Here is a 14,916-nt window from a genome sequence, read left to right as displayed (position 1 = left end):
TTCGCCCATCGTCAGCCGACCACACTCTGTCAGCCGACCATAAAAACAGATGGACGCCCGATGAACATCCATGAGTATCAGGCCAAAGGCCTGCTGAAGAAGTACGGCGTCGCGGTGCCCCGCGGCGGCGTCGCCTACACCCCGCAGGAAGCCGAGACCGTCGCCCGCGAGCTGGGCGGCCCGGTGTGGGTCGTGAAGTCGCAGATCCACGCGGGCGGCCGCGGCGCCGGCCGCTTCAAGGACAACCCCGAGGGCAAGGGCGGCGTCCGCGTCGTCAAGTCCATCGAGGAGGTCGGCAAGAACGCCGCCGAGATGCTGAACCACGTGCTGGTCACCAAGCAGACCGGTGCGGAAGGCCGCGAGGTCAAGCGCCTCTACGTCGAGGAAGGCGCCGACATCAAGCGCGAGCTGTATCTCGGCATGCTGACCGACCGCGCCACCGGCCGCGTCACCATTATGGCGTCCACCGAAGGCGGCATGGAGATCGAGGAGGTCGCCCACAACACGCCGGAGAAGATTGTCAAGGTCGCCATCGACCCGGCCACCGGCATCCAGGGCTACCACACCCGCAAGGTCGCCTTCGCGCTCGGCCTCGAAGGCAAGCAGGTCTCCGCCGCTGCCAAGTTCATCGTCGCCGCCTATCAGGCCTTCGTTGACCTGGACTGCGCGATCGTCGAGATCAACCCGCTGATCGTCACCGGCTCGGGCGAGATCCTGGCGCTCGACGCCAAGATGAGCTTCGACGACAACGCCCTGTTCCGTCACAAGGACGTCGAGGAACTGCGCGACGAGGCCGAGGAAGACCCGGCCGAGATCGAGGCCGCCAAGCACAGCCTCAACTACGTCAAGCTGGACGGCAACATCGGCTGCATGGTCAACGGCGCCGGTCTGGCGATGGCGACCATGGACATCATCAAGCTGTACGGCGGCGAGCCGGCCAACTTCCTCGATGTCGGCGGCGGCGCCACCAAGGAGCGCGTCACCGCGGCCTTCAAGCTGATCCTCTCCGACCCGAACGTCGAAGGCATCCTGGTCAACATCTTCGGCGGCATCATGCGCTGCGACGTCATCGCCGAAGGCGTGGTCGCGGCCGCCCGCGAGGTGCACCTGCACGTTCCGCTGGTCGTCCGTCTGGAAGGCACGAACGTCGAGCTGGGCAAGAAGATCCTCAGCGAGTCCGGTCTGCCGATCCTCTCGGCCGACAACCTCGCCGACGCCGCCGACAAGGTGGTCAAGGCCGTGAAGGAGGCCGCGTAAGATGGCTGTTCTCGTCGATAAGAACACGAAGGTGATCTGCCAGGGCTTCACCGGAGCCCAGGGCACCTTCCATTCCGAGCAGGCGATCGCCTACGGCACCAAGATGGTCGGCGGCGTCACCCCGGGCAAGGGCGGCACCAAGCACCTCGACCTGCCGGTCTTCGACACGGTGGCCGACGCGGTCGAGAAGACCGGCGCCAACGCCAGCGTCATCTACGTGCCGCCGCCCTTCGCCGCCGACGCCATCCTGGAGGCGATCGACGCCGAGATCCCGCTGGTGGTGTGCATCACCGAGGGCATCCCGGTGCTCGACATGGTGCGCGTCAAGCGGGCGCTGGGCAACTCCAAGACCCGCCTGATCGGGCCGAACTGCCCGGGCATCATCACGCCCGACGAGTGCAAGATCGGCATCATGCCCGGCCACATCCACAAGCGCGGCAAGATCGGCATCGTCTCGCGCTCGGGCACGCTGACCTACGAGGCGGTGGCGCAGACCACCGCGGCGGGTCTGGGCCAGACGACCTGCATCGGCATCGGCGGCGACCCGGTGAACGGGACGAACTTCGTGGACAGCCTGGAGCTGTTCCTGAAGGACCCGGAGACCGAGGGCATCATCATGATCGGCGAGATCGGCGGCGACGCCGAGGTCAAGGGCGCGGAGTTCATCCGCGACTCCGGGACCAAGAAGCCGGTCGTCGGCTTCATCGCCGGGCGCACCGCGCCTCCGGGCCGCCGCATGGGCCACGCCGGCGCGGTGATCTCCGGCGGCAACGACACCGCCGACTTCAAGATCGAGTTCATGAAGTCCGTCGGCATCGCCGTCGCCGACAGCCCCGCGAGCCTGGGTTCCACCATGCTCAAGGTCTTCAAGGGCTGATAAAGCAGGGGCGGGACCCCATATTCCCGCCCACTGCCGAAGGACCGGCGGCCCCTGGCTTCTCTCCCGAGATCCAGGGGCCGTCCGGAGCCCCGCGACAAGCAAAAAAACTCTCTGAGGGAACCGGGCAAACGCCCGAGGCAAACATATGTCCGCTAATCTGGAGAAGACCTCGTTCCTGTTCGGCTCGAACGCCGAATATGTCGCGGAGTTGTACGCGCGCTTCCTGAAGGACCCCTCCTCGGTGGATTCGAGCTGGAACGGCTTCTTCAGGGAGCTGGACGACGACTCCCGCGCCGTCCTGAACGAGCTGAACGGCCCGTCCTGGAGCCTGGAGGAGGGCACGCTCGCCAACGGCGCGCTCGACCCCATCGCCGCCTCGCTGGAAAGCATCGGCGCTCCGGCCGCGACCAACGGCAACGCCGGCCTCGTCGCCCACGCCCAGCAGGTCTATGGCGGCATCAGCCACCAGCAGCTGCGCGCCGCGACGCTCGACAGCATCCGCGCGCTGATGCTCATCCGCGTCTACCGCGTGCGCGGCCACATGAACGCGCATTTCGACCCGCTGGGTCTCGAGAAGCGCGAGCCGCACCCGGAACTCGATCCGGCGACCTACGGCTTCGGCCCGGGCGACATGGACCGCCCGATCTTCCTGAACTACTCGCTGGGCCTGGAGACGGCGTCGCTGCGCCAGATCCTGGAGATCCTGCAGAAGACCTACTGCGGGAACATCGGCGTCGAGTTCATGCACATCCAGGACCCCGAAGAGAAGGCCTGGATCCAGGAGCGCATCGAGGGTGGCCGCAACCACACCGACTTCACGGTGAACGGCAAGCGCGCCATCTACGAGCGCCTGATCGCCGCCGAGGGCTTCGAGAAGTTCCTGCAGCTCAAGTACACCGGCACCAAGCGCTTCGGCCTTGAGGGCGGCGAGTCGATGATCCCCGCGCTGGAGCAGATCCTGAAGCGCGGCGGCCAGCTCGGCCTCAAGGAGGTCGTCGTCGGCATGGCCCACCGCGGTCGCCTGAACATGCTGACCAACTTCATGGGCAAGCCCTTCGCCGCGGTCTTCTCGGAGTTCCAGGGCAACCCGTCCAGCCCGCAGGACGTGCAGGGCTCGGGCGACGTGAAGTACCATCTCGGCACCTCGTCGGACCGCGACTTCAACGGCAACATCGTCCACCTGTCGCTGACCGCCAACCCGTCCCACCTGGAATGGGTGAACCCGGTCGTGCTGGGCAAGGTGCGCGCCAAGCAGGCGCAGCGCAACGACCTGGAGCGCGAGCAGGTCATGGGCGTGCTGATCCACGGCGACGCCGCCTTCGCCGGCCAGGGCATCGTGGCCGAGACGCTGGGCCTGTCGGAGCTGCGCGGCTACCGCACCGGCGGCACCGTGCACTTCATCATCAACAACCAGATCGGCTTCACCACGAACCCGACCTATTCGCGGTCCGGCGTCTACTGCTCGGACATGGCGAAGATGGTCCAGGCGCCGATCTTCCACGTCAACGGCGACGATCCCGAGTCCGTCGTCCACATCAGCCGCATCGCCGCCGAGTTCCGCCAGAAGTTCAAGCGGGACGTGGTGATCGATATGGTCTGCTACCGCCGCCACGGCCACAACGAGGGCGACGAGCCGGGCTTCACCCAGCCGCTGATGTACAAGAAGATCCGCGCCCACGGCACCACGCGGGAGCTGTACGGCAAGCAGCTCGTCGAGGAGAACGTCCTCACCCAGGCCGAGTCCGATCAGATGATCCAGGACTTCATGAAGAAGCTGGAGGGTGAGTTCGAGGCCGCCAACTCCTTCAAGCCGAACAAGGCCGACTGGCTGGAAGGCAAGTGGTCGGGCCTTGAGGCCGCGAAGACCGACGACGAGCGCAAGGGCAACACCGGCGTGGCGATCGACGTGCTGCGCGAGGTCGGCAACAAGCTCTGCGAGTATCCGAAGGACTTCGCGATCAATTCGAAGATCGCCCGTCAGCTCGAAGCCAAGAAGAAGTCGCTGGAGACCGGCGAGGGCATCGACTGGGCGACCGCGGAAGCGCTGGCCTACGGCACGCTGCTGGTCGAGGGCAACGGCGTCCGCCTGTCGGGCCAGGATTCCGGCCGCGGCACCTTCTCGCACCGCCACGCGGTGATGTACGACCAGAACACCGAGAACAAGTACATCCCGCTGAACCACCTGCGCCCCGACCAGGGCCCGTTCGAGGTGCATGACAGCCCGCTGTCCGAGGCGGCCGTCGTCGGCTTCGAATACGGCTACTCGCTGGCCGAGCCGCACAGCCTGACCCTGTGGGAGGCGCAGTTCGGCGACTTCGCCAACACCGCCCAGACCATCATCGACCAGTTCCTCTCGTCGGGCGAGTCGAAGTGGCTGCGCATGTCCGGCCTCGTGCTGCTGCTGCCGCACGGCTACGAGGGCCAGGGTCCGGAGCACTCCTCGGCCCGTCCGGAGCGCTTCCTCCAGATGTCCGCCGAGGACAACTGGCAGATCTGCAACCTGACGACCCCGGCGAACCTGTTCCACGCCTTCCGCCGCCAGATGCGCCGCCCCTTCCGCAAGCCGCTGGTGCTGTTCACGCCGAAGTCGCTGCTGCGCCACAAGCTGTGCGTCTCCAGCCTGTCGGAGCTGGCCGAGGGCACGAACTTCCGCCGCGTGCTCGGCGAGACGGCGACCGACCTGCTGCCGAACGAGCAGATCCGCCGCATCGTGGTCTGCACCGGCAAGGTCTATTACGACCTGCTGCAGGAGCGCACCGCGCGCGGCATCAAGGACGTGGCGCTGGTCCGGCTGGAGCAGCTCTACCCGTTCCCCCGCTCCGCCCTGACCGAGGAGTTCGCCCGTTACCCGAACGCCGAGGTGGTGTGGTGCCAGGAGGAGCCGGAGAACCAGGGCTACTGGGCCTTCGTCGACCGCCGTCTGGAAGGCGCCCTCACCTCGATCGAGCACAAGGCCTCGCGCCCCAGCTACGTCGGCCGTCCGGCCTCCGCGTCGCCGGCCACCGGCCTGCTCAAGCGTCACAACCAGGAGCAGGCGAAGCTTCTGGAAGACGCGCTCGTCATCCGCTGACTCGACGCCCAGGCGTAGAACAAGAAAGTACGAGAGGAACTTATGGCTACCGAAATCAAGGTCCCCACCCTGGGCGAGTCCGTCTCCGAGGCGACCGTTGCCCGCTGGCTGAAGAAGGTCGGCGACGCGGTCGCCGCCGACGAGGCGCTGGTCGAGCTGGAGACCGACAAGGTCACGCTTGAGGTGAACGCCCCGTCCGCCGGCACGCTGGCGGAGATCGTCGCCGCCGACGGCGCCAACGTCGGCGTCGGCGCCCTGCTGGGCGTGCTGGGCGAGGCCGGCGCCGCCGTGGCCGCCCCGGCCAAGGCCGCCGCTCCCGCCGCTGCGGCTCCGGCTCCCGCCGCTGCCCCGGCCGCCGCTCCGGCTCCGGCGGGCGCCTCCGCCCTGGCCGACGCCGGCCCGGCCGCCCGCAAGCTGGTCGCCGAGAAGGGTCTCGACGCTTCGCAGATTGCCGGCTCGGGCAAGGACGGGCGCATCACCAAGGGCGACGTGATCGACCACGCCGCCAAGCCGGCCGCGGCCCCCGCCGCCGCTCCGGCCGCCGCGTCCCAGAAGTACCAGTGGACCGCCGGCACCGCGGGCGACCGCCCGCGCGCCGCGCAGGAGGAGCGGGTCCGCATGACCCGTCTGCGCCAGCGCATCGCCGAGCGTCTGAAGGAGGCCCAGAACAGCGCCGCCATGCTGACCACCTTCAACGAGGTGGACATGACCAACGTCATGGCGCTGCGCAACGAGTACAAGGACTTCTTCGAGAAGCGCCACAAGGTGCGTCTCGGCTTCATGTCCTTCTTCGTGAAGGCGGCCATCCAGGCGCTCAAGGAAATCCCGGCCGTCAACGCCGAGATCGACGGCACCGACCTCGTCTACAAGAACTACTACGACATCGGCGTCGCCGTCGGCACGCCGCAGGGTCTGGTGGTTCCGATCGTCCGCGACGCCGACAAGCTCGGCTTCGCCCAGATCGAGGGCAAGATCGGCGAGCTGGGCAAGAAGGGCCGCGACGGCAAGCTGTCGATGGACGAGCTGACCGGCGGCACCTTCACCATCTCCAACGGCGGCGTCTACGGCTCGCTGATGTCCACCCCGATCATCAACCCGCCGCAGTCGGCCATCCTGGGCATGCACAAGACCCAGGAGCGCCCGGTCGTCGTGAACGGGAAGATCGAAATCCGCCCGATGATGTATCTGGCCCTGTCCTACGACCACCGCATCATCGACGGCAAGGAAGCGGTGACCTTCCTCGTCCGCATCAAGGAAAACATCGAAGACCCGCGGCGCCTGCTGCTGGACGTCTGAGACACAAAAAGGGATTGCGGGGGGCACCGTCCTCCCGCGCCCAACCGCCGGGGACGAAAATCCCCGGACCTCAAAAAAGGCGCCTCGCGGCGCCTTTTTCTTTGCCGTCCGGACGCCGAACGCCTGCCTTCACAGGCATCACACCAGCGCGGCGGCGATCCGGGCGGCGGTGTCTTCCGGCTTCATCACCCGCTCGGCGGGCAGGCGCAGGGTCATGGTAGTCCCAGCACCCAGCGTGCTGGCGCAGGTCAGCGAACCGCCGTGCAGCTCCATGAAGTTCTTGGAGATCGACAGCCCCAGCCCGGTCCCCTCGAACTGGCGGCTGGCGGAGTTGTCGGCCTGCCGGAAGGGCTGGAACAGATGCTCCATGAACTCCTTCGGGATGCCGATCCCGGTGTCGGTCACCGACAGGGCCAGGGCGCCGTCCTCCTCGACGCGGGCGGCCAGGGTGACGCTGCCGCCGTCGGGCGTGAACTTCACCGCGTTGGACAGCAGATTGAGCAGCACCTGCTTGAACGCGCGACGGTCCACCCAGACGGTGGGAAGGCCGCCGGACAGGCCGTTGCGCAGGTCCACCCCGCTGTCGGCCGCGCGGTCGCGGACCATGGTCAGGCACTGGGCCACCGCCTCGCAGGGGTCGATCACCTCTTCGGACAGCTCGTAGCGGCCCGCCTCGATCTTCGACATGTCGAGCACGGCGTTCACGATGTCCAGCAGATGCTTGCCGCTGTCGTGGATGTCCTTCGCGCAGGACTTCTGGCGCTCGTTCAGCTTGCCGAAAAACTCACTATCGAGGATTTCCGAGAAGCCGATGATGGCGTTCAGCGGCGTGCGCAGCTCGTGGCTCATGTTGGCCAGAAAGTCGGACTTGGCACGGTTGGCCATCTCCGCCTGGCTCTTGGAGGCGAGAAGCTCGGCCTCCTGCTGCCGGCGCTTGGTGACGTCGCGGATGACGCCGACGAAGACGCGCCGCGGTGCGCCATTTTCGTCCGGCCCGCCCTCCCCGTCCGGCCCGCCCAGCCGCAGCGCGCTGACCGCCAGATTCATCGGGAAGGTGCTGCCGTCGCGGCGCAGCGCCAGGACCTCGCGGTCGTTGCCGATGATGCGCGAGCCGGCGTTCGGGCGATATTCGGCCATCGAGCGGTCGTGGCCGGCGCGGAAGCCTTCCGGCAGCAGGATGTTGACGCTCTGTCCCACCACCTCCGCCTCGGCATAGCCGAACATGCGCTCCGCCGCGGGGTTGAAGGTCTCGATGATGCCGCGGGAGTCGATGGTGACCACCGCGTCCACCATGGATTCGAGGATGCCGCGGATGCGCCGGGAGGCGCGCTCCAGCCGGTTCTGGTCCTGCTCCCGCCGGGACTGCTGCCGCTCCACGTACCAGGTCAGCAGGGCGATCACCATGGACATGGCGAGGCCCATGGCGATCCACACCGCGCTGTCGCGCTTCCATTCGCCCAGCGCCTCGGCCTTTGGCAACGTCGCGGCGACGGTGAAGGGATAGTCGGCGACGCGGCGGACGCTGGCGATGCTGGGGCGCCCGTCGGTGGGCAGCACGCTGTCCAGCGTCGCCGCGTCCCGCGTGCGCAGCACGGCGTCGACCTCCGGCCAGTCGGCCAGCGTGGCGAGCCGTTGCCGGCCCTCGTCCCAGGGGCGGTGGATCAGCACCGTGCCGTCGGCCAGCGCCAGGGTGACCGTGCCCTCCAGCCCCAGCCGCAGCCCTTCGAAGCCGGCCCCGAGCCGCAACGGATTGATCATGGCGACGACCACCCCGGCGAAACTGCCGTCCGGGTGGGACCAGCGGCGGCTCATCGGAATGACGTAGGTGCCGGGGAAGGCCATGCTGGGAATCGGCGCGCCGACGTGAAGCCCGCCGTCCGACGCGCCCTCGTCCCGGTGGGCCGCGAAATAGGGCCGGCTGGTCAGGTCGAAGGCCGGCGGGCTGCTGTCGGCGGAGTGGTGCAGCACACGGCCCTGCTCGTCCACCACAATCAGGCCGGAGATCGGGCCGATGGCGTCGCGCCGGTTGCGCAGAAGGGCGTTCACCGACGGCGCCGCCACGGTGCGGGCCTGCGGGTGGGTGTCCAGGACGGTGACCAGATCGGACAGCAGCAGGTCCACGCTGAACACCGTGCGGACGGCCTGCTCCTCCAGGATGCGGGCGAGGTTCCGGGTCGAGCGCTCGGCCCCCTGGACGGCCTCGGCGTGGCGCTGCCAGACGCCGTAGGCGATCATCGCGTTCACCACGACGATGAAGGCCACGCCGGACGCCCTCATCAGGAAGCGCACCGATCCCAGAACCTCGAACAGCCGCTCCCCCAATCCGGAGGGGGGCAGTCCGGCGGGGGGCAGTCCGGCGGGCCCCATTCCAGAGGGCGGCAAGGTCGCGTCGCGAACCGGATTGCGGCTGGCCATGGCTGTGAACAACTCTCCGCACGCAGTGCAACAGGGCCGTTGAGGGACCGCCCGCGTGGCATTGCCCAACGTAAGACGGTACCGCCCCCGGCCACCGCCAATCTCGCGCGAAAACCATAATGGAAGTTTAACCTTAATGCATCAATGAAGCCGATCAGCCGCACGAGCGATTGCCGCTTTGCCTGACGGTCTCCGGGCGTTAAGAATTCGGACGGGTTGGAGACGGTTGCGCAAAGGAACAGGGACGATGGACAGCCAGAAAGACCGCAAGGCCGCGATCCTCGCCGCCACGCTGTCGTCGCTGTGGACGGACACCGAACCCGCCGTGCGCGAGCGTGTGACCGCCATCGCCCTCGCCGACGCCGAGGCGATCTCGGGCATCTTCTACGCGATCCTGCTGGACCGTCCGGACAGCAACACGTTCCTCAGCCACGCGCTGGTCCAGGAACGGCTGCGCCCCTCGCTGGCGCGCTGGATCGGCGCGCTGTTCACCGCCTCCAGCGACGAGGCCATCGCGGCGGTGCTGGAGCAGAATTACCAGGTCGGGCTGATCCACGCCCGCATCAACATCCCGCTGACGCTGGTCAACGCCGGGATGCGGATCATCAAGAAGGAGCTGTCCGCCCGCCTGCTGGCCGCCGACCTCAGCCGCGCGCAGACCGCCTCCGCCATCCTGTTCGTCGGCGAATTGCTGGATACCGTGCTGGACAACATGCACGAGGCCTATCTGGGCGACCTGCTGGGCAACGTCCGCCACCAGCAATCCCTGAAGATGTTCATGAGCGGCCCCAATCTGGCGCTGGAGGGCGAGCGGCTGAAGTCGTCGCTGTTCGACTGGCTGCGCAACACGGTGGTGTCCTTCTACGCGCATGAGGACAGCAACCACGCGAGCCCTCCGCCCATCGAATCCTCCGATTTCGGCCTGTGGCTGAACCACAAGGCGGAGCTGACCTTCGGCCGCGTCACCGAATTGGACCTCATCCGCGAGCGCACCAACCGCATCAGCGCCAAGGTCACCGCGGCCGTGGAGGGCGGCTGGATCACACCCGCCTTCGTGAAGGAGCTGAACAACGACGTCACGGAGATCGCCTACGTCCTCGGCACCATCATCGAGAAGGCGATGGAGATCGAAAGCGGGCGCGACCCGCTGACCCGCCTGCTGACGCGGCGCTTCATGCCGGCGATCTTCCAGCGCGAAGTGGCCATCAGCCTGCGCCACGGCAAGCCGTTCGCCGTGCTGCTGATGGACGCCGACCATTTCAAGACGATCAACGACACGCTGGGCCATCAGGCGGGCGACTCCGTCCTGTCGGACATGGCGGAGTTGCTGCACACCCACGTCCGGGCCGGCGATTTCGTCTTCCGCTACGGCGGGGAGGAGTTCCTCATCCTGCTGACCGAGATGGACGAGGCGGCGCTGCGCGTGAAGGCCGACCAGCTGCGCCGGACGGTCGAGGAGCACCGTTTTCACGGTGCCGGGGGCGCCGGGAACGGGCTGCAGGTCACCGCTTCGATCGGGGCGGCCCTGCACGAGGGGCACCCGGATTACGAACACACCGTTCGCCGGGCCGACGCCGCCCTCTACGAGGCCAAGCGCCAGGGGCGCAACCGCGTGGTGATTGCCTGAGCGCACCTGCATCCCGGCATCGGGCGTTGCCCCGCGGGGACGCATCGGCTACGTAAGACCTTTCCCTGCCGAGACCCGCGAATTCCATGTCTGACGGACCGCTTTCGCTCTACCGGGCCCGCCGCGGCACCGGAACGCTGCGCCCCGACCCCGACCAGGAGCTGGCCGCCGAGAAGCTCCAGAGCCTTTACAAGGCGCTGAAGGGCTACAGCCCGCAGCCCGCCGGGAAGGCCGGCGGGGCGAAGGCCGGCTGGCTGGAGCGGTTCGGGCTGGGCCGTCCGCGCTCCGAACCGGCGGAGGCGCCGCAGGGTCTCTACATGTACGGCGGCGTCGGGCGCGGCAAGTCGATGCTGATGGACCTGTTCTTCGACACCGCCCCGGTGGAGAAGAAGCGCCGCGTCCATTTCCACGAATTCATGCTGGAGGTGCACGAGCGCATCCACCAGCACCGCCAGTCGGGCAAGAGCAAGGGCAAGGACGCCGACGACGCCCTGCCGGAACTGGCCCGCGCGCTGGCCGACGAGGCGTGGCTGCTCTGCTTCGACGAGTTCCACGTCACCAACGTCGTGGACGCGATGATCCTGGGCCGGCTGTTCACCAGCCTGTTCGACCTGGGCGTGGTGGTGGTCGCGACCTCCAATTGGCCGCCGGACATGCTCTACAAGGACGGGCTCCAGCGCGAGCTGTTCCTGCCCTTCATCGCCCTGCTCAAGGAAAAGCTGGACGTTCTGGCGCTGGAAGGGCCAACGGACTACCGGCTGGACCGGCTCCAGGGCAAGCCCGTCTATTTCTGGCCGCTCGGCCCAGAGAGCGACGCCAGGATCCGCCAGACCTTCGCGACGCTGACCGACGGCGCCCGGGGCGAACCGACCCATCTGTCGGTCCAGGGCCGGAAGGTGGAGATCGCCTGCGCCGCCAAATGCGTCGCGCTGGTGGATTTCTGGAGCCTGTGCGGCAAGCCGCTGGGGGCCGCCGACTACATCGCCATCGCGACGCACTTCCACACCGTGCTGATCCACGGCGTGCCGACGATGAAGGATGAGCTCCGCAACGAGGCCAAGCGCTTCATGACGCTGATCGACGCGCTCTACGAGCACAAGGTCAACCTCGTGGTCGCCGCCGAAGGCCCGCCGGAACGGCTGTACCCCGAGGGCACCCACGCCTTCGAATTCGAACGCACGGTCAGCCGCCTGATGGAGATGCAGTCCGAAGACTACCTGCGCCAGCAGCATCTCACCTGAGGGGCCGGGGCGCCGCGCCCCGCCCGTGTTACCACGGCGATGCCGCCCTACTCCCGTTTCGCGCCGAAGATAATGGGGCGCCCGACGTTGTATTGCTGAACGTCGGTCCAACGGTGAGGGAGAGGGCGAAGCATGCCTTGGCGGTCCCAGTGCGGTGCACTGACGCTGGCGCTTTTTCTGACGGCACCGATCCATCCCGCCCCCGCCGCCGCGGCGGGCAGCGTCGATTGCTGGCTGCTCGATGGGGATGCATTGACCAGGGCGCGTGAAGGCGGCTTGTGCAAGGACGCCTTTTCCCGGAATTCGCAGACCGGGGAGGCGCCGGTCGTCACGGTGACCGCGGCCCCCCTGCCCGCCCGCAAGCCCGACCCTCCCCCGAAGAAGCGGGTCGTCACCGTCCAGCGCAAGGCGAAGGCGCAGCCGGACTCCCAGGCGGCGGCCATCGTCCGGCCCGCGGGCCGGAGCGGAACGGTCGCCGAAGTGGATTTCGGCACCCAGTTCAAGCGCGACTGGAACGCCCTGATGAAGAAGCTGCTTGAGCCGTAAGGCCCCGTCGGGTCAGGTGCGGGCCTCGTCCAGCCACTTCCGCACCGCCGGCGGCTCGTAGGCGGCGAAGGCGTCCAGGATGCCCGGAGCGGTGTCGCGGACGATCAGCATGTCGCGGTGCTTGGGCTGCATGAAGCGCTCCCCCGCCACATGGTCGAGGAAGCCGGCCAGCCCGTCGTAGAAACCGGAGGCGTTGAGCAGGCCGCAGGGCTTGTCGTGGCGGCCGAGCTGCGCCCAGGTCCACACCTCGAACAGCTCCTCCAGCGTGCCGATGCCGCCGGGCAGCGCGATGAAGCCGTCGGACAGCTCGGCCATCAGGGCCTTGCGCTCGTGCATGGTGGCGACGATCCGCAGTTCCTGGAGGCCTTGGTGGCCGACCTCCTTGTCCATCAGGAATTGCGGGATGATGCCGGTGACCGTGCCGCCGGCCGCCAGGACCGAGTCGGCGATCCGCCCCATAAGGCCGGTCCGCCCGCCGCCGTAGACGAGGCCGATGCCACGCTCCGCCATATGGCGGCCAAGCTGCTCCGCGGCCTCGCCATAGGCCGGGTTGGTGCCGGGGTTGGACCCGGCATAGACGCAAATCCGCATGTCGTTCCTCTGTGCGCGCCGTCTCGTGGGCGCGTGGTCGTAAGGGGCTTACCGGACGCGGGTGGCCGTGAAGCGCTGGCTGGGGCTCACGAACTCGTCCTGCGCCGCGATCAGTTGCAGCTCCCGCGTGCCCATCCGGCGGGTGGTCTGGAAGATGGCGTAGATGGCCGCCGCCGCCTGCTCCAGCGCCTCGGCCGGATCGAAGGCCTTCAGGTAATGGGCCAGGAACAGGGCGGCCACCGCGTCGCCCGACCCATTGGGCGGCGGGTCCAGCGGCAGGCGCGGGGTGGAGACCAGCCACGCGCCGTCGCGGTCGTCGGCCAGCATCTCGATGTGACCGGGATCGGCGTCCTTGCGGGTCAAGCTGGTCACCAGGACCAGCCGCGGCCCGCGCTCCCGCAGGGCGGCTGTGGCGGCCAGCGCGTCGTCCAGCGTCTCCACCGTCCGGCCGGTCAGATACTCCAACTCGAACTGGTTGGGGGTCATCAGGTCGGCGGCAGGGACGGCGTGGTCGCGGATGAACTCCGGCAGGCCGGGGCGCACGAAGAAGCCGCGCCCGACGTCTCCCATCACCGGGTCGCAGGCGTAGACGGCGCGCGGATTGGCGGCCTTCAGCCGGGCCGCCGTCTCGACGATCACCCGGCCCAGCCCGACGTCGCCCATGTAGCCGGAGAGCAGCGCGTCGCAGGTGGGCAGGACGCCGCGCGCGGCGACGCCGTCCATCAGGTCGGCCACATGCTCCGCCGTGAAGACCTGTCCGGTCCATTCGCCGTAGCCGGTGTGGTTGGAGAACTGCACCGTGTTCACCGCGATGGCGTCGCAGCCCAGCCGTTGCAGCGGGAACACCGCGGCCCGGTTGCCGACATAGCCGTAAGCGACGTGGGACTGGATCGAAATGACGGTCTTCATGGGCGGACGATCCGAAAGGTTGGGGACGCATCCTAAACCCTCCGCGCCACACGCTGGGGATGTTTCCATGCAGACCAGAGTTTCACGCCTTACGCGCCGCATGGACAGGGGGATCGGACGCGGCTAATCCTGCGGCAACGACACAAGAACGCCTGAGGGAATGCCATGGCCGCCACCGCCCGCCCGCGCCGCAGCGTGCTCTACATGCCCGGCTCCAACACCCGCGCCCTGGAGAAGGGGCGCAGCCTGCCCGCCGACGGGCTGATCCTCGACCTGGAGGACGCCGTCGCCCCCGACGCCAAGGCGGAGGCCCGCGCCACCATCAAGGCGTCCATTGCCGCGGGCGGCTATGGCGGGCGGGAACTGGTGGTCCGCACCAACGGGCTGAACACGCCCTGGGGCTACGACGACCTCGTGATGGCGGCCTCCAGCGGGGCCGACGCGGTGCTGCTGCCGAAGGTGGAGAGCCCCGACATGGTCCGCCAAGCCGAGGCGGTGCTGCGCGCCAACGGCTCGCCCGACGGGCAGACCATCTGGTGCATGATGGAGACGCCGCTGGGCATGCTCAACACCAAGGAGATCGCCGGGGCCAGCCCGAAGCTGGGCGGGCTGGTGATGGGCACCTCCGACCTCGCCAAGGACCTGCACGCGGCGCACACGCGCGACCGGCTGCCGATGCTCACCAGTCTGGGCCTCTGCCTGCTGGCGGCGCGGGCCTACGGCCTCGCCATCCTGGACGGGGTGCATCTCGACCTGAACGACGACGCGGGCTTTGGCGAGTCCTGCGTCCAAGGACGGGAGCTTGGGTTCGACGGCAAGACCTTGATCCACCCCAAGACCATCGCCGCCTGCAACGCCGCCTTCGCCCCGAGCGAGGAGGAGGTCGCCCAGGCCCACCGCATCATCCAGGCCCACGCCGAGGCCGTCGCCCAGGGCAAGGGGGTCGTGCTGGTGGACGGGCGGCTGGTGGAGAACCTGCACGTCGAGAACGCCCGGCGCCTCGTCGCCATGGCCGAGGCGATCGACGCTCTTTCCTCGTAAAGCCAGCACGCTACAGCGCACATTGTTTGTCTGGCAGTAAACT

At 68.2% G+C, this 14,916-nt stretch carries 11 protein-coding genes; 8 read left to right on the top strand and 3 right to left on the bottom strand.

The window, feature by feature from the left end:
- The first annotated feature begins 60 nt into the window (after positions 1 to 60).
- From sucC to odhB, 4 genes are all read left to right on the top strand, one after another.
- Positions 61 to 1,257 (top strand): ADP-forming succinate--CoA ligase subunit beta, encoded by a 1,197-nt coding sequence (gene sucC, locus Sp245p_RS03175; protein WP_014241629.1) that lies wholly within the window; start codon positions 61 to 63, stop codon positions 1,255 to 1,257.
- A 1-nt stretch (position 1,258) separates the two neighbouring features.
- The gene (sucD, locus tag Sp245p_RS03170) at positions 1,259 to 2,134 is read left to right on the top strand and encodes a succinate--CoA ligase subunit alpha (RefSeq protein ID WP_014241630.1); all 876 of its coding nucleotides are present in this window, start codon (positions 1,259 to 1,261) and stop codon (positions 2,132 to 2,134) included.
- A 148-nt stretch (positions 2,135 to 2,282) separates the two neighbouring features.
- Positions 2,283 to 5,207, top strand: a complete 2,925-nt coding sequence (locus tag Sp245p_RS03165; RefSeq protein ID WP_014241632.1) for a 2-oxoglutarate dehydrogenase E1 component — start codon at positions 2,283 to 2,285, stop codon at positions 5,205 to 5,207.
- Between the two features lie 42 nt (positions 5,208 to 5,249).
- Complete coding sequence (odhB, locus tag Sp245p_RS03160; protein WP_014241633.1) at positions 5,250 to 6,503, top strand: 2-oxoglutarate dehydrogenase complex dihydrolipoyllysine-residue succinyltransferase; 1,254 nt, start codon at positions 5,250 to 5,252, stop codon at positions 6,501 to 6,503.
- A 138-nt stretch (positions 6,504 to 6,641) separates the two neighbouring features.
- On the opposite strand, the gene Sp245p_RS03155 is transcribed toward odhB, so the two are convergent.
- Positions 6,642 to 8,918 carry an ATP-binding protein gene (locus Sp245p_RS03155; RefSeq protein WP_014241634.1) on the bottom strand — a complete coding sequence of 759 codons (2,277 nt, stop codon included), beginning with the start codon at positions 8,916 to 8,918 and terminating at the stop codon, positions 6,642 to 6,644.
- 247 nt (positions 8,919 to 9,165) lie between these two features.
- On the opposite strand from Sp245p_RS03155, the gene Sp245p_RS03150 reads away from it, so the two are divergent.
- From Sp245p_RS03150 to Sp245p_RS03140, 3 genes are all read left to right on the top strand, one after another.
- Positions 9,166 to 10,545: a diguanylate cyclase gene (locus Sp245p_RS03150; protein WP_014241636.1), complete on the top strand. Its 1,380-nt coding sequence runs from the start codon at positions 9,166 to 9,168 to the stop codon at positions 10,543 to 10,545.
- Positions 10,546 to 10,631: 86 nt separating this feature from the next.
- Positions 10,632 to 11,786 (top strand): cell division protein ZapE, encoded by a 1,155-nt coding sequence (zapE, locus tag Sp245p_RS03145; RefSeq protein ID WP_014241638.1) that lies wholly within the window; start codon positions 10,632 to 10,634, stop codon positions 11,784 to 11,786.
- A 132-nt stretch (positions 11,787 to 11,918) separates the two neighbouring features.
- Entirely contained in the window at positions 11,919 to 12,332 is a 414-nt protein-coding gene (locus Sp245p_RS03140; protein ID WP_014241639.1) for a hypothetical protein, read from the top strand.
- 12 nt (positions 12,333 to 12,344) lie between these two features.
- Here Sp245p_RS03140 and Sp245p_RS03135 read toward each other — a convergent pair whose 3' ends face one another.
- Positions 12,345 to 12,923: an LOG family protein gene (locus tag Sp245p_RS03135; RefSeq protein ID WP_014241640.1), complete on the bottom strand. Its 579-nt coding sequence runs from the start codon at positions 12,921 to 12,923 to the stop codon at positions 12,345 to 12,347.
- Positions 12,924 to 12,971: 48 nt separating this feature from the next.
- Positions 12,972 to 13,832 (bottom strand): pyridoxal kinase PdxY, encoded by an 861-nt coding sequence (gene pdxY, locus Sp245p_RS03130; RefSeq protein ID WP_014241641.1) that lies wholly within the window; start codon positions 13,830 to 13,832, stop codon positions 12,972 to 12,974.
- Between the two features lie 165 nt (positions 13,833 to 13,997).
- Between pdxY and Sp245p_RS03125 the strand changes: the two genes are divergently transcribed.
- The gene (locus Sp245p_RS03125) at positions 13,998 to 14,873 is read left to right on the top strand and encodes an HpcH/HpaI aldolase/citrate lyase family protein (protein WP_014241642.1); all 876 of its coding nucleotides are present in this window, start codon (positions 13,998 to 14,000) and stop codon (positions 14,871 to 14,873) included.
- Positions 14,874 to 14,916: the final 43 nt, after the last annotated feature.

Origin of the sequence: Azospirillum baldaniorum (assembly GCF_003119195.2) — a bacterium.
Taxonomy (GTDB): Bacteria; Pseudomonadota; Alphaproteobacteria; order Azospirillales; family Azospirillaceae; genus Azospirillum; species Azospirillum baldaniorum.
The sequence above is the reverse complement of the archived record's forward strand: the minus strand, read 5'-3'. Positions and strand labels throughout refer to the sequence as shown.